A 15,612-nucleotide genomic window follows, 5' to 3' on the forward strand; every position below is an offset into this window, starting at 1 on the left:
GAACCCGGGTGCCTGAACGACAGCTTAGACAACGGCGATGTTGGCCGACTTGAGGGCTTCGAGCACCGTGTCCTGATACGGCTGCGCAAGCGGCGTGAGCGGCAGGCGAATGCCCGACGCAATCATGCCCATCTTTTGCAGCGCCCACTTCACGGGGATCGGATTGGCTTCGACGAACATGGCACGATGCAGTTCGAACAACTTGAATTGCAATTCACGTGCCTTGGTCACGTCGCCGGCCAGCGCAGCCACGCACAGATCGTGCATTGCACGCGGTGCCACGTTGGCGGTGACCGAGATATTACCCTGACCGCCCATGAGCATGAGCGCAACAGCCGTCAGGTCGTCGCCGCTATACACGGCGAAGCTATTCGGAGCGCGCCGGATCAGGTCGATGCCGCGATCCAGGTTGCCCGTGGCATCTTTCACGCCAACGATGCCAGGCACTTGCGCCAGACGCAGCAGCGTATCGTTGCTGGCGTCTGCCACGGTACGGCCGGGCACATTATAGAGGATCACCGGAAGCTCAACGGCTTCGGCAATGGCGCGGAAGTGCTGGTACTGGCCTTCCTGCGTAGGCTTGTTGTAGTACGGCACGACTTGCAGCGACGCATCCGCACCGACCTTCTTTGCATGTCGGGTCAATTCGATAGCTTCGGCCGTCGAATTGCCGCCGGTGCCGGCGATCACGGGCACCTTGCGCCCACGCGACTGGCCAGCTTCCGCGGCTTGCTGGACGGCGATCTCGATGAGCTCGCAGTGCTCTTCCACGTTCACCGTCGGGGACTCGCCCGACGTGCCGACGATCACGATACCGTCCGTGCCTTCGTCGACGTGCCAGTTGATCAGGTTACGCAGTGCTTCACGGTCAAGGCTGCCGTCCTCTGCCATCGGGGTGACAATCGCGACGATACTGCCTTGAATCGGAGTTTGGGTAGTCATGGTTGATCGAACAATTCAGCGATAAGGGTGGATTGTAGCGGATTACGCTGCCGCCTCGTACAGAGCGGCGATGCCGGGGTTTTCCCCGGGGACGGTGGCACGCGTCGCGCACAGACGCTGCACACACGCCGCACGTGGCGCGGGCAGCGTGACATCTTCGTAAGCCGCGACACGCAAGCCCGCCGCTTGCGCGACGTCGAGCAACTCGCCCGGCGCCAGCAGAAACAGCGGATTGGACGGTTTCCCGTACCTTTCGTTTCCCTGGGCAAAGGTTTCGTATATCAGCACGCCGCCCGGCCCCACGCTCGCGGCGATCTGCGGATACAGCGGACGATGCAAATAGTTTGTGACGATGACGGCGTCGAACGTCGCGTCCGCCGCCAGCGGCCAGGGCGCCCCTTCCAGATCGGCGCCGAGCGTCGTCACGTTCGCGAGCGTTGCCATCGTGGCAAGCGCTGTTTCGTCGCGATCGACAGCCGTCACGTGCGCACCGCGCCCGGCAAGCCATCGGGTGTGACGCCCATGCCCGCACGCGAGGTCGAGCACACGTGCACCCGGCGCGATGAGATGCGCCCAGCGCACCACCCACGCAGACGGCGCCCCCGTGCCATGCATGGCACCCGAAGCGGCGACATTCACGACGTCATTCGTCATGAATACTGGAGCCCCATGGCTTCACGCACGTCGCGCATGATTTCCTGCGCCGACTTGCGGGCCTTTTCGCAGCCATCAGCCACGATGGCGCGCAGCAGCGACGGATCGTCCATGTACTTTTGTGCGCGCTCGAGCATCGGCTGTTGTTCACGCAAGATGCCTTCGATGACCGGCTGCTTGCATTCGATGCAACCGATGCCCGCACTGCGGCAGCCCTTCTGGACCCACTCGCGCGTGTCGTCGTCGCTATAGACCTGATGCAATTGCCACACGGGGCACTTGTCGGGGTCACCCGGGTCGGTACGACGCACGCGTGCCGGATCCGTCGGCATCGTGCGCACCTTCTTGGTGATCGATTCCGCGTCTTCGCGCATGCCGATGGTGTTGTTATAGGACTTCGACATCTTCTGACCATCGAGCCCCGGCATACGCGACGCCGGCGTCAACAGTGCTTGCGGCTCCACCAGGATCAGCTTGCGCGCGCCTTCGAGGTAACCGAAAAGACGCTCACGATCGCCCATCGACAACGACTGCGATTCGGACAGCATGGCGCGCGCCTGCTCGAGCGCCTCATCGTCGCCCTTCTCCTGATATGCATTGCGCAATTCGAGATAGAGCTTCGAGCGCTTGCCGCCGAGCTTGCGTGCGGCCGCCAGCGCCTTTTCCTCGAAGCCCGCTTCGCGACCATACAGATAGTTAAAGCGCCGTGCGATCTCGCGGGTCATTTCCACGTGCGGCACCTGATCTTCACCCACCGGCACATGCAGCGCGCGATACAGGAGAATGTCCGCCGCCATGAGCACCGGATAGCCAAGGAAGCCGTACGTCGACAGATCCTTTTCCTTGAGCTTTTCGATCTGCTCCTTGTACGTCGGCACACGTTCGAGCCAGCCCAGCGGTGTACTCATGCCGATGAGCAGCGCCAGTTCGGCATGCTCGGGCACCTTGCTCTGAATGAAGAGCGTGGCCTGATTCGGATCAATCCCGGCAGCCAGCCAGTCGATCAGTACGTCCCATACGTTCTGTTCGATGACGTCGGGCGTCTCGTAGTGCGTGGTGAGCGCATGCCAGTCGACCACGCAGAAGTAGCACGGATACTCCGACTGGAGCTGGATCCAGTTCTTGAGCACGCCGTGATAGTGGCCGAGGTGCAGCCGACCGGTCGGTCGCATGCCGGAGAAAACACGTTCGGGGTACATGGTCTAGTTATAAGTCTGCAAAAACTCAGGAAGCCAGCGACAGCAGCGGCGTGAGCATCCACACGATCACAGCACGCCCCCACTGAATCAGCGGCCACAGCCAGACACGGCCGAGCACGCCGCTGACAACCAGCGCCATCACGATGAAAAAGCCATAAGGCTCGACGCGTGAGAGCGCGTAGGCCGCGCGCGCAGGCAGCAGCGATACCAGCACGCGTCCGCCGTCGAGCGGCGGCACCGGAAACAGGTTGAACATGCACATCACAAGGTTCACCACGAGACCGGCCTGCGCCATCATCAGGAAGAACGGTTCGCGAACCTCCGCGATCTGGAGCCCGACGGTGACCAAAGCCCAGAGAATCGCCTGGGCAAAGTTGCACAGCGGGCCGGCCAGCGCCACCCAGATCGTATCGACGCGCGGGTTGCGCAAGCTGCCGAACGCAACCGGCACAGGCTTCGCGTAACCGAACAGGAAAGCCCCGCTCGTCATGAAATAAAGCGCCAGCGGCACGAGGATCGTGCCGATCGGGTCGATGTGCTTCAGGGGATTAAGCGTGACGCGCCCCATCAGAAATGCCGTGGGGTCGCCGAAATGCTTGGCGACGTAGCCGTGCGCAGCCTCGTGCAACGTAATCGCGAAGAGGACGGGGAGCGCGTAGACCGCGATGGTCTGGATCAGGTCTGCATTCATAGCCGACTATTGTAACAAGCAGACCTGCACGCCAGTATTACCCACCCTTACAAAGATTTTGGGGCCACAGCGGGCAGGCACGACACATCGATGCCATCACGACAGACCAAATGGTGTCAGCGATCCGCGTCCGCGGCGTAACACCTCCGGCGGCGTCACCGTCAGATCGACCACCGTCGACGGCTCCTTGGGGCACGCCCCGCCGTCGATCACGAGATCCAGTTGCTTCTCGAGCCGCTCCCGGATTTCCTCCGGGTCGTTCAGCGGCTCGGTTTCATCGGGCAGAATCAGCGTCGTGGCCAGCAGCGGCTGGCCCAGTTCTTCGAGCAGCGCCAGCGTAATGGCATGTTCCGGCACGCGCAGGCCGATCGTCTTTCGCGACGGGTGCGAGAGGCGTCGCGGCACCTCTTTGGTCGCTTCCAGAATGAAGACGTACGGCCCCGGCGTCGTCGCCTTGATCAGCCGGTACTGCCGATTGTCGACGATGGCGAATTCGGCCAACTCGGACAAATCGCGCACGAGCAACGAGAGCATCTGCTTCTCGTCCAGCCCGCGAATACGCCGCAGCCGGTCGACGGCCTGCTTGTCGTCGATATGACAGGCAATCGCGTAGCTCGAATCGGTCGGCAACGCCACGATGCCGCCTTTGTCGATGATCTGTGCCGCTTGCTTGACGAGACGTGGCTGAGGATTTTCCGGGTGAATCTGGAAGAATTGCGACATGTTGGCGGTAAGTTACTGCCAGCGGCTCCAGACCGGGGTGAGATCGTCGGGCAACGGTGGCAGCTTGCCGAGCAGCGCACGGCTCTCGGTCGGTCCATGGAAATCCGAGCCGCGCGACGCCAGAAAACCATACTGACGCGCGACATCGGCATACTCGCGGTACTGATCCGGCGTATGGCTGCCGGTCACCACTTCAATCGCTTCGCCGCCCAGTTCGCGGAACTGATCGAACAGCGCGCCGAATTCCAACTGTGTGAACTTATAGCGTCCGGGGTGAGCAACAACGGCAATACCCCCCGCGCCGCGAATCCACTCGACGGACTCCTCGAGGGTCGCCCATCGATGCGGCACGTAGCCCGGACGCCCCTCCGAAAGATACTTCGCAAACACGTCGGAGACCGACGCGCACTTGCCAATTTCCACCAAAAAGCGCGCGAAGTGTGTGCGGGAGATCAGATCCGGGTTGCCGACGAAGCGCAGCGCGCCTTCGTAGGCGTCGGGAATACCAGCAGCCGCCAGTTGCTCGCTCATCAGTTGCGCCCGTGCGGCACGACCGCCGCGCGTCGCCGCGAGGCCGTCGATGAGCGTCGGATTGTCGGGGTTGATGTTCAGCCCGACGATATGCACCGTGCGGTTCGCCCACGTAATCGAGATTTCGACGCCGCTCACATAACGCATGCCCAGTGCTTCGGCCGCCGCCCGCGCTTCGCGCTGGCCGCCGATTTCATCGTGGTCCGTCAGCGCCCACAGGTCGACGCCGGCCTCGAAAGCGACCTGCGCCACTTCGGACGGCGTCAGCGTGCCGTCCGACACCTTGGAATGACAGTGAAGATCCGCGTTGAGCATGATGAGCCGCAGGGCGATGGGGCGATACCGGATTTCAGGGACTTAGGCAGCCTTGCGGCCCCTTCAGCCCCCTCGCCCCGCGATTGCCCTTCTGACACCGGCGTATGACGTGGTAATGACGCCCTCATTCTACCGCTCAAGTGCACGCGACGCGAGTTGCTGCGAGGGGACCGAACTTGTCCCGCTGCGCTGGCTCGCCCCTAGTTGCGGCAGAAATCCTCAATCAGGCGCGCGACGACTTCCGGCTGGTCGTGATGCAGCATATGCCCCGCATCGTCGACGAATGCTTCCGTCAAATTCGGAAAGACCTCGAACCGGTCGCGAAAGACATCCTTACCCTGCGCCCCGGAGAAATGCTGCAGCACGTCCGAATCCGTCGCTTCGACGTGCAGGACGGGCGCGCTCACGTTGCCCCACACCGCCTTGGCTTCATCCAATCGGTACGGATACGGGTTGGCCATCTTGTGGGCCGCATCGGCAAGCAAATGCCACTGACCGTCGCTCGCCTGGCGCGCCCAGCGCGGCGCAAGCCACGCTGCCCGTTCGGGTGTGAGGCGCGGGTTCGTCTTGCGCAGGCGCGCCGCCACGTCGTCGAGCGACGCATACGGACGCAGCGTCGGCGGCGTCTGCACGTCGTCCAGCCAGCGACTCAATTGACGGATCGCAGCAGCAGGTGGCGACGGCGGCAGGCCGAAGCCTTCGAGATTCACGAGACGCCGCACCCGCGCCGGACGCACGCCCGCGTACAGGCAGGCCACGTTGCCGCCCATGCTGTGGCCGATCAGATTGATGGCTTCGCCGGGTTCCGTGTAGACGTCGACGAGCGCGTCGAGGTCAGCGATGTAGTCGGGGAACCAATAGCTGCCAGCGCGTCCGTCGGCGACGGGCCAGTCGGTCAGACCGAAGCCTCGCCAGTCGGGCGCGAGCACGTGCCAACGCTGCGCGAGCGTCTGCGCGACAAACTGGAACGACGCCGACACGTCCATCCAGCCATGCAGCGCAAATAGCTTCGGCGCGCCGGGGGTGCCCCACTGGCGAACATGGTGGCGCAGGCCGCGCACCGTCAGAAATTCGGATCGGGAATCGGTCATATCGGTCACATCAGTCATGACACCGGCAGAAAGTGAATATCTGAACGAATGAGGAATGTCGAGTATATCGACGGACGTCGTCACCTCGGAAGCAGCGTCAAAAAGCGAAACCCGCATTCACGCGCTCTTACGCCCTCTCACGCCCTCTCACGCCCTCTCACATACTTTCACGCCGCCCTCACTCACCGGCCTGAAGTGCTGCGAGTTCGGCATCGTCGAATCCGGCCGCCCTGCGCGCCTCGAGATTGAACGGTCCGCGCAGGCGTGGCGCGCCGTACTGTGCAGCCAGCCGCGCGTACGTCTCGACCGGCTCGTAGCCCGCTCGCTCGCAGCCCCAGCGATACCAGCGATTGCCGATGGCGACATGTCCGATCTCGTCGCGCAGAATGATGTCGAGAATCGCCGCACCGGCCTTATCGCCTGCGCTGGAAAGCTTGGCCTTGATGGGCGGACTGGCGTCCAGACCGCGTGCTTCCAGCGTTCGCGGCACGAGCGCCAGACGCGCCAGCCAGTCGCCGGACGTGCGTCGCGCCATGTCCCAGAGCCCGTCGTGCGCAGGGAAACAGCCGTAGTCGTACTGATCGCCCAGCGTTCGCAGATGCGAGACGAGCAGCGAGAAGTGATACGCCTCCTCCGCCGCGACCTGAAGCCAGTCGTCGTAATAGGCATGCGGCAGGCCGTCGAAGCGCCACAGCGCGTCCAGTGCGAGATTGATGGCATTGAATTCGATGTGAGCAAGCGCGTGCAACAACGCGGCGCGCCCGTCCACGGATGTCACTGCCCGCTGCTTCAACTCTCTGGGCGAAACCAGTCGCGGCGTCGCCGGACGTCCCGGAATTCCGGCCTCTTGCTCACCGCCCTCAGACAGGAATCGACGCGCCGGATGCCAATGTGCCGCGCCATCGCGAACGGCATCGCGCAGCGTGGTGACGCCCGAGGCCTTCTCGAATGGATCGCAGACGCGCAGCAGATCGAGTGCGCGTTCGCGCGCGCAGCCAGACACATCGGCCGACGACGGCACCAGGGCGGAGGCAGAGGAAATTTCGACGGACTTGCCGGAAACGGCGTGGCGCGCGGCATTGGCGCCGGGTGCAGGAGTGAAATCGGCCATGACGTTACAATAGCGGTTTCGTCGATTTTAACCGCGAACCGAAGCCGCCATGCCGATCTATAAACTTGGAGACAAGACCCCGCAGATCCACGAGAGTGCTTTCGTGGCCGACACCGCCACCATCATCGGCGAGGTGATTCTCGCGGAGAACAGCAGCGTGTGGCCGGGCGTGGCAATTCGCGGCGACAACGAACCGATCAAGGTCGGCGTCGGCACCAACGTGCAGGAAGGCGCTGTGCTGCATGCCGATCCGGGTTACCCGCTCACGCTGGCCGATGGCGTCAGTATCGGCCATCAGGCCATGCTGCACGGCTGCACCGTCGGCGAGAATTCGCTGATCGGCATTCAGGCCGTACTACTCAACGGCGCCGTCATCGGCCGCGACAGCCTGGTGGGCGCAGGCGCGCTGGTGACCGAGCGCAAGACATTTCCGGACCGTTCGCTGATTCTCGGCGTACCCGCCAAGGTCGTGCGCGAACTGACCGATGAAGAAGTCGCCAATCTCAAGCGCAATGCCGACGGCTATGCGACGCGCCGGCAGGTTTTCAAGGAACAGCTGGTGCGCATCGGCTGAAGGCACGTCCGGCAGTGGCGCGCGCAGCCAGGCGGGAGCGCGAGCGTTCGCTGCCGACGTGTTGAAAATGCGGCGCGCGCCCCCAGATATCGCAACATTGACGCGCCAATCGTCGGCGATTGCGCTCTGATGGGTCCTCAGGAACGAGCGAATGCAGGGACACTTGTGCGATTAGTGCACTAAATGGCCCTCGATGTCCGCCAGGCATATCGCGCCCACCGACCCACAGCACCGACCGCCGTTGCCGCATTTTTCAGGAATTCGACCGTGTCCGACCAACTTCAGAAATTCATGTTCGACGCCGCCCCAGTGCGCGGCGAATACGTCAGCCTCGACGCCACCTGGCGCGCTGTGCTGGAGCGTCACGACTACCCCGCCCCCGTACGCAACCTGCTCGGCGAAATGATGGCCGCGGCTGCGCTGCTGACCGCGAACGTCAAATTCGACGGTGCGCTGATCCTGCAACTGCACGGTGACGGCCCGGTCAGCATGGTGGTCGTGGAATGCAATGCCGACCTCACGATGCGCGCCACCGCGAAGTACAGCGGCGAGATCCCGGAAGACGCGTCGCTCAAGTCGATGCTCAACGTGAACGGCCGCGCCAGCTTCGCCATCACGCTCGATCCGCGCGTGAAGCAACCGGGCCAGCAGCCGTATCAGGGCGTGGTGCCGCTGTCGGACGAACACGGCCCGCTGCCCGACATGGCGTCGGTACTTGAGCATTACATGCACCATTCGGAACAGCTCGACACGCGCCTTTGGCTGGCCGCAGACGAAGACCACGCGGTCGGCGTTCTGCTGCAAAAGCTACCGGGCCATGGCGGCACGGCTGGTAGCGGCGCCGAACGCGCGCCCGAGGAAGACGAGGACACGTGGAATCGCGTCTGCCATCTCGGCAATACGCTCAAACGCGACGAAATGCTGAGCACGGACCGCGAGACGATGCTGCATCGCCTGTTCTGGGAAGAAACGGTGCGTGTGTTCGACCCGCTGCCCACGGCGTTTCGCTGCACGTGCTCGCGTGAGCGGGTTTCCAACATGCTGCGCACGTTGGGCGAAGCCGAAGTCATGAGCGTGTTCGACGAACGGCCCAGCCTCGACGTCGCTTGCGAATTCTGCCGTCAGACCTATCATTTCGACAAGGTCGACGCGGCCCAACTCTTCACCGAGCAGTCTCACGCCGCCCCGGCCGGGCAGCACTGAAATACAGATTTCCTGCGGCGCGCGGAACGCCCCGCGCGCCGGGGAATCTGAGTTCACATCCGGCGAGATGCGGAGCCGCCCCGCATCAAATGCCATTGCCCTCCGTCCACGGATAGGACGGGACTACACCGGGTTATTGCGCCACCATGCCCCGAGCCACCTCCGAAGCCTCCCCCGATTTCGCCCCATATGCCGCTCGCCCATGGCAAGCCGCAGCTTGCGCAACGGCATTGCTCGCCCTGACGTTTGCCACCGGCTGCGCGCAGTTGCAATTGCCGCCGCCCGATGCCCCTTCGGCACGGCTGCCGCAATCGCAGGCATCGCAGGAAGGGGCTCCCGCCATGACCGATGCGCAAAAGCAAGAGCTGACACGGCTGAACAAGCACATCTACGACGAGCAGGAATCCACGATCGAGCGTGAGCGTGCCCAACGCGCGCTGAATGATGCCATCCGCAGCTACAACAGCAACGCCTACTTCTATGGCGGCTGGGGCAGCCCTGGTTGGTACGGCCCCGGTTGGTACGGGCCGGGGTACGGGCCAGGATGGTACGGCCCGCGATCCTCGATTGGCGTGGGCATCGGCTTCTGAATAGCGGTTTCCGACGGTCAATAAAAAAGCGCTCCCGAGGGAGCGCCTTTTTTTGTACTACGTCTGCGCCAGACTGCCGGTGACGGCAGCAGCGACAAGTGAGGCTCAGTGATGCTGCGCCTTGTGCGCCGACTGCGTCTTGCCCTTCGTCTGCGACGGTGGGGGCGGCGGCGCAGAGGCGACCGTCTTGTGAGCCGGTTCAGTCGACGAGACGAGCGGCGCGTCGGCACCGGAGGCACCTTGTGGCGCACCCGCCCCATCCGCACCGACGAATTGCACGAACAATTCGCCGTCCTTGACCATCCCCAACTCGAAACGAGCGCGTTCTTCGATCGCCGACGTGCCGTCCTGCAGATCCTGCACTTCGCCGGCAAGGCGATCGTTACGTTCTTTCAACTGCTCGTTCTTTTGCTGTTCGGCGCTCAGCTCGTCGCGCAGTTCGTGCACGTACAACCAACCACCGTGGCCGAACCAGAGCGGATACTGGATGACAACCAACAACGCCACCAGTACCAAGGTCACCATTCGCATGCTTTCGCCTGGCAAGAATTCCGGGAAGGCGGGCCTGACGACCATCAGGCCCTAACTGCCCGGGGAAACGGAATTAGCGCAGATTGTAGAACGTTTCCTTGCCCGGGTACGAAGCGATATCGCCGAGGTCTTCTTCGATGCGCAGAAGCTGGTTGTACTTGGCGATACGATCGCTACGCGAGAGCGAGCCGGTCTTGATCTGACCTGCATTGGTGCCCACGGCGATATCGGCAATCGTCGAGTCTTCGGTTTCACCCGAGCGGTGCGACACAACCGCCGTGTAACCGGCGCGCTTGGCCATTTCGATGGCCGCGAACGTCTCGGTCAGCGTACCAATCTGGTTGATCTTGATGAGGATCGAGTTGGCCACGCCCTGATCGATACCTTGCTTCAGGATCTTCGTGTTAGTCACGAACAGGTCGTCGCCGACCAGTTGCACCTTCTTGCCCAGCTTGTCCGTCAGGATCTTCCAGCCAGCCCAGTCGTCTTCCGACATGCCGTCTTCGATCGAGACGATCGGGAACTTGTCGCACAGGTTGGCGAGGTAGTCGGCGAACTCTTCCGAGGTCAGCGACAGGCCTTCACCGGCCAGTTCGTACTTGCCGTTCTTGTAGAACTCGGTCGAAGCGCAGTCGAGCGCGAGCAGCACGTCGTCGCCCAGGCGATAGCCGGCCTTTTCAACGGCTTCCTGAATGGTGGCGAGGCACTGTTCATTCGATTCGAAGTTCGGCGCGAAGCCGCCTTCGTCGCCCACAGCCGTGCTCCAGCCCTTCTCGGCGATCAGCGACTTGAGTGCGTGGAAGATTTCCGTGCCGCAGCGCAGGGCTTCACGGAAGCTCGACTGACCGACCGGCATCACCATGAATTCCTGGATGTCCAGGCTGTTGTTGGCGTGCGCGCCACCGTTGACGATGTTCATCATCGGCACCGGCATTTGCATCGCGCCCGACCCGCCGAAATAGCGGTACAGCGGCAGGCCGGCTTCTTCGGCAGCCGCCTTCGCGACGGCCATCGACACAGCCAGCATGGCATTCGCACCGAGGCGCGACTTGTTGTCCGTGCCATCGAGTTCGATCAGGGTCTTGTCCAGGAAGGCCTGCTCGGCAGCATCCAGGCCCATGATGGCTTCCGAAATCTCGGTGTTGATGTGCTCAACAGCCTTTTGCACACCCTTGCCGAGATAGCGCGACTTGTCGCCATCACGCAGTTCGATCGCTTCGCGCGAGCCGGTCGATGCACCCGACGGCACTGCCGCACGGCCCATCACGCCCGACTCCAGCAGCACGTCGCACTCGACCGTCGGATTACCGCGCGAGTCCAGCACTTCGCGCCCGATGATATCTACGATTGCACTCATGTATTCCTCGGTATCTATAAGACAAAAACGCTAAAGGGAACCAGCTTCGCACCGCGATCCCGCCTGTCACCTGCCGCTTCCACGCCGGGCGCTGACCGCGAACCGGCAGCGCGCCGAATCCTGACGTGGAGGCCGATGCCGCGCTTGTGCGCGCACCGGTGGGCAATACGTAGACGGGGGAACAACGGCGCCTCGAAATGAGGCACGGCGGCCTGTGGGGTGACTTCGATGTCGACGGTGCACTCGGCGTGCTGCACGCGGACCTCTCCTCCGGGGACTCGCCTTCGCGACGGCCATTGACGACCGCTGCGCGACAAGCTTAACGACTCGACGCCATGCTGCCAAGGCGTCCGGCCGCTATACCCGTCCTGTGGGCGTGCTGATAGTGGCCCCAGGACGGTGTGTCTCATTTCAGTTGAAATTGTTTTCCAGGAACTCGCCCTGCTTCACCGCCGCATCAATCGTCTTGAGCGTGGTGAGCAGTTCGCGCATACGTCCCAGCGGTACGGCATTCGGACCATCCGAGAGTGCGCACGCCGGATCCGGGTGCGTCTCCATGAAGAGGCCCGAGACGCCGACAGCCACGGCGGCACGCGAGAGCACCGGCACGAATTCGCGCTGACCGCCCGAACTGGTGCCTTGTCCGCCCGGCAACTGTACCGAGTGCGTGGCGTCGAACACCACCGGCGCGCCGGTCTCGCGCATGATCGCCAGCGAGCGCATGTCCGAGACCAGGTTGTTGTAGCCGAACGAAACACCCCGCTCGCAGGCCATGAAGACGTCATCGGGAAGACCGGCTTCACGCGCAGCGTCGCGGGCCTTGTCGATGACGTTGATCATGTCGTGCGGCGCAAGAAACTGCCCCTTCTTGATGTTCACCGGCTTGCCCGACTGGGCGCAGGCACGGATGAAATCGGTCTGGCGGCACAGGAAAGCCGGCGTTTGCAGCACGTCGACGATCGGCGCGGCAACGGCCACATCCTCTTCGGTGTGCACATCGGTGAGCACCGGCACGCCGAGCTGGCGGCGCACTTCTTCGAGGATCTTCAGGCCTTGCTCACGGCCCGGGCCGCGATACGACTTCCCCGAGCTACGGTTCGCCTTGTCGAACGACGACTTGTAGATGAACGGAATGCCGAGCGCGCTCGTGATTTCCTTGAGCTGCCCCGCGACGTCGATCGTCATTTGCTCCGACTCGACGACGCAGGTACCTGCGATCAGGAAAAACGGCTTGTCCAGGCCAACATCGAAACCGCACAGTTTCATGGGAACTCCTTGTTTCTCGCTCGCTGCGCGTCTCAGGCGGCCTTCTTGCGCGCTTGCTGACCCGCCAGCGCAGCTTCAACGTAAGCCTTGAAGAGCGGGTGGCCATCGCGCGGCGTCGAGGTGAACTCGGGGTGGAACTGAACGCCCACAAACCACGGGTGCACCTGTTGCGGCAGCTCCATCATTTCCGGCAGATTCTCGGTCGGCGTGCGTGCCGAGATCACCAGACCGGCGGCTTCGAGCTGCGGGACGTAATGATTGTTGACTTCGTAACGGTGGCGGTGACGCTCGTTGACCGTCTCGCCATAAATGCGCGACGCCAGCGTTTCGGCCTTGACCGGCACACGTTGCGAGCCCAGGCGCATCGTGCCGCCCAGATCCGAATCTTCGGTACGCTGCTCGACCTTGCCATCGCGATCCTGCCACTCGGTAATGAGTGCAACCACCGGATGGGGCGTCGCCGGCTCGAATTCCGTGCTGTTGGCGTCGGCCAGATTGGCGACGTCGCGCGCAAATTCGATCACGGCCAGTTGCATACCGAGGCAGATGCCCAGATACGGCACGCGGTTTTCGCGGGCGTATCGGATTGCCTTGATCTTGCCTTCCGTACCCCGACGACCGAAACCGCCCGGCACGAGAATCGCGTCCAGATGCTTGAGCGCATCCGTACCGTCCTTCTCAATCTGCTCGGAATCGATGTACTCGATATTCACGCGCGTTTCCGTGTGGATGGCAGCGTGACGCAGCGCTTCGATCAACGACTTGTACGACTCGGTCAGATCGACATACTTGCCAACCATACCGATCGTGACATCGTGCTTGGGATTCTCGACGGCATGCACCAGACGCGTCCACATGGACAGGTCAGCCGGCTTGGCTTCGATCTTCAGCTCGTCGCAGATGATCTTGTCCATGCCCTGGTCGTGGAGCATTTGCGGAATCTTGTAAATCGTGTCGACGTCCCACACCGAAATCACGGCGTCTTGCGGGATGTTCGCGAACAGCGAAATCTTGGCGCACTCGTCTTCCGGAATCTGACGGTCCGCGCGGCACAGCAGCACGTCCGGCGAGATACCGATTTCGCGCAGCTTCTGAACACTGTGTTGCGTCGGCTTGGTCTTGAGTTCACCGGCCGTCGCAATGTACGGCACGAGCGTCAGGTGCACGAAGGCCACGCTATTGCGGCCCAGGCGCAGGTTCATCTGACGCGCGGCTTCGAGGAACGGCAGCGACTCGATGTCACCGACCGTGCCGCCGATTTCGACGATGGCGACATCGGGATGGCCGTCCCACGTCGAACGCGCACCGCGCTCGACGAAGGCCTGAATTTCATTGGTGATGTGCGGAATGACCTGAACGGTCTTGCCGAGGTACTCGCCACGGCGTTCCTTACGGATCACCGACTCGTAGATCTGGCCCGTCGTGAAGTTGTTTGCACGACGCATCTTAGCGCTGATGAAGCGCTCATAGTGACCCAGATCGAGGTCGGTTTCCGCACCGTCCTCGGTCACAAACACCTCGCCGTGCTGGAACGGGCTCATCGTGCCCGGGTCGACGTTGATGTAAGGGTCAAGCTTGAGGAGGGTGACTTTGAGGCCACGCGATTCGAGAATCGCGGCCAGAGATGCGGCAGCAATTCCCTTACCAAGAGAGGAAACCACGCCGCCCGTGACAAAAACGAATTTGGTCATCGCAGTAATTGCTCGCGGGAAAGCCGGATTATACCCGAAACCCGCCCCGTCCTCGAGGGGCTGCGCGGCAAATTTTGGCCTTGACAGGCACCCGGCGCGGCGTCCCGTCACGCCCGGCGCGCTCCGGCACGAATCTCTACGATCTCAGACCCCGCTCAGCACAAACCACTGCTGGCGCCAACGGCCAAACGTATTGCCCCCTTCGGCATTCATCTGACTCGCATCACGAAACGCACTCCCCCTGGCGGACGGCATGTAACCTCGAGACGCCGGGAACGCCCGGCCTTCAGGCGGCCAGCGGACGGCGATGCTCGCCACGCAATTCCGCGAGCATGTCGCTGATGGCCGCCGCCGTGTCCAGCGGACGCTCCATCGGAAAAAGATGGGTGCCGGAGACATAACGCAGATGCGTGCCGACAATCCGGCGCGTCGCCCCGATCCCGGCCTGACGCAATTCGCGAGACTCGGTCCCCGCGAGGAAGCCGACTGGCACCGGCACGCCTCGCAGTGCGCGCACGGCGAGCAACGGTGGCAGCGTCAGATAGATCCGGTACTCGATCTCGCGCGCAAAGGCGAGACGCCGTGCTTCGCCCTCTCCCGTCGGCAACGTCCCGCAATCGATGTAATCGCGCAGCACGTCCGGATCCCAACTGGCGAACGCAGGTTTGCTCGCAAAATGCTGCCACGCACTTTCCCAGTCCGGCCATTGGTCGCGACGCTTCTTGGTCACCCCTGCGGGCGACATCCGTTCGTAAAGTCCCGTGAGCATGCCAAGACGAAGCATCTGAGTGCGCCAGCCCGGCGTCACAATAGGCGAGTCCACCATCACCACACCACGCACGCATTGAGGGGCTTTGAGTGCCGCCATGAGACTCAGGAAGCCACCAAGCGAATGCCCGACAAGCCAGACCGGCTCGCCCCCATACTGACGCACCAGCGTGTCGACCAGTTCGTTGCGCAGATACCGCCAACCCGGCGTCACCGGATAACGCGGGTCATGCCCGATACGATCGATCGCGCGCACGTCGTACTCGTCGGCCAGCGCACCGAGCATCTTGCGATAGACCCCGGCCGGAAAGCCGTTGCCGTGCGAAAAATGGATGATGTCTCTTGTCATGGAATTCGTTGTCTTGGCGAGCGTGC

The 15,612-nt window shown here is 62.8% G+C and carries 16 protein-coding genes; 3 read left to right on the forward strand and 13 right to left on the reverse strand.

The window, feature by feature from the left end:
• Nucleotides 1-24 precede the first annotated feature (24 nt).
• The 8 genes from dapA to NA29_RS15180 form a co-directional block, all read right to left on the reverse strand.
• Entirely contained in the window at nt 25-942 is a 918-nt protein-coding gene (gene dapA / locus NA29_RS15145) for a 4-hydroxy-tetrahydrodipicolinate synthase (RefSeq protein WP_039399267.1), read from the reverse strand.
• A gap of 42 nt (nt 943-984) precedes the next feature.
• A complete protein-coding gene (locus NA29_RS15150) occupies nt 985-1,596 on the reverse strand; it encodes a class I SAM-dependent methyltransferase (protein WP_039399269.1) in 612 nt (203 codons plus the stop codon).
• Entirely contained in the window at nt 1,593-2,795 is a 1,203-nt protein-coding gene (locus NA29_RS15155; RefSeq protein ID WP_039399270.1) for a tryptophan--tRNA ligase, read from the reverse strand. The genes NA29_RS15150 and NA29_RS15155 overlap by 4 nt, the downstream gene beginning before the upstream one ends.
• Nucleotides 2,796-2,820: 25 nt before the next feature.
• The gene (locus tag NA29_RS15160) at nt 2,821-3,486 is read right to left on the reverse strand and encodes a site-2 protease family protein (protein WP_039399272.1); all 666 of its coding nucleotides are present in this window, start codon (nt 3,484-3,486) and stop codon (nt 2,821-2,823) included.
• Between the two features lie 96 nt (nt 3,487-3,582).
• On the reverse strand, nt 3,583-4,209 hold the full coding sequence (locus NA29_RS15165) for an L-threonylcarbamoyladenylate synthase (RefSeq protein ID WP_039399274.1): 627 nt from the start codon (nt 4,207-4,209) through the stop codon (nt 3,583-3,585).
• A 12-nt stretch (nt 4,210-4,221) separates the two neighbouring features.
• On the reverse strand, nt 4,222-5,055 hold the full coding sequence (locus NA29_RS15170; RefSeq protein WP_039399276.1) for a 3',5'-nucleoside bisphosphate phosphatase: 834 nt from the start codon (nt 5,053-5,055) through the stop codon (nt 4,222-4,224).
• 200 nt (nt 5,056-5,255) lie between these two features.
• A complete protein-coding gene (locus NA29_RS15175; protein ID WP_084104241.1) occupies nt 5,256-6,146 on the reverse strand; it encodes an alpha/beta fold hydrolase in 891 nt (296 codons plus the stop codon).
• 178 nt (nt 6,147-6,324) lie between these two features.
• A complete protein-coding gene (locus tag NA29_RS15180; RefSeq protein WP_052252967.1) occupies nt 6,325-7,257 on the reverse strand; it encodes a ferritin-like domain-containing protein in 933 nt (310 codons plus the stop codon).
• Between the two features lie 49 nt (nt 7,258-7,306).
• Here NA29_RS15180 and NA29_RS15185 point away from each other — a divergent pair, with 49 nt between their 5' ends.
• From NA29_RS15185 to NA29_RS15195, 3 genes are all read left to right on the forward strand, one after another.
• Entirely contained in the window at nt 7,307-7,831 is a 525-nt protein-coding gene (locus NA29_RS15185) for a gamma carbonic anhydrase family protein (RefSeq protein ID WP_039399280.1), read from the forward strand.
• Between the two features lie 267 nt (nt 7,832-8,098).
• Nucleotides 8,099-9,034, forward strand: coding sequence for an Hsp33 family molecular chaperone HslO (hslO, locus tag NA29_RS15190; RefSeq protein WP_039399282.1), 936 nt, complete (start codon nt 8,099-8,101; stop codon nt 9,032-9,034).
• Nucleotides 9,035-9,180: 146 nt separating this feature from the next.
• Entirely contained in the window at nt 9,181-9,624 is a 444-nt protein-coding gene (locus tag NA29_RS15195; RefSeq protein ID WP_157127409.1) for a hypothetical protein, read from the forward strand.
• A 105-nt stretch (nt 9,625-9,729) separates the two neighbouring features.
• Here the strand turns inward: NA29_RS15195 and ftsB are convergent, their stop codons facing one another.
• From ftsB to NA29_RS15220, 5 genes are all read right to left on the reverse strand, one after another.
• Nucleotides 9,730-10,155, reverse strand: coding sequence for a cell division protein FtsB (gene ftsB / locus NA29_RS26505; RefSeq protein WP_039399286.1), 426 nt, complete (start codon nt 10,153-10,155; stop codon nt 9,730-9,732).
• A gap of 73 nt (nt 10,156-10,228) precedes the next feature.
• Nucleotides 10,229-11,512, reverse strand: a complete 1,284-nt coding sequence (eno, locus tag NA29_RS15205) for a phosphopyruvate hydratase (protein ID WP_039399287.1) — start codon at nt 11,510-11,512, stop codon at nt 10,229-10,231.
• Between the two features lie 411 nt (nt 11,513-11,923).
• Nucleotides 11,924-12,778 (reverse strand): 3-deoxy-8-phosphooctulonate synthase, encoded by an 855-nt coding sequence (gene kdsA / locus NA29_RS15210; RefSeq protein ID WP_039399289.1) that lies wholly within the window; start codon nt 12,776-12,778, stop codon nt 11,924-11,926.
• 32 nt (nt 12,779-12,810) lie between these two features.
• Nucleotides 12,811-14,469 carry a CTP synthase gene (gene pyrG / locus NA29_RS15215; protein ID WP_039399291.1) on the reverse strand — a complete coding sequence of 553 codons (1,659 nt, stop codon included), beginning with the start codon at nt 14,467-14,469 and terminating at the stop codon, nt 12,811-12,813.
• A 286-nt stretch (nt 14,470-14,755) separates the two neighbouring features.
• A complete protein-coding gene (locus NA29_RS15220; protein ID WP_039399293.1) occupies nt 14,756-15,586 on the reverse strand; it encodes an alpha/beta fold hydrolase in 831 nt (276 codons plus the stop codon).
• Nucleotides 15,587-15,612 lie beyond the last annotated feature (26 nt).

This window comes from Pandoraea sputorum (assembly GCF_000814845.2).
In the GTDB taxonomy this organism is placed as follows: domain Bacteria; phylum Pseudomonadota; class Gammaproteobacteria; order Burkholderiales; family Burkholderiaceae; genus Pandoraea; species Pandoraea sputorum.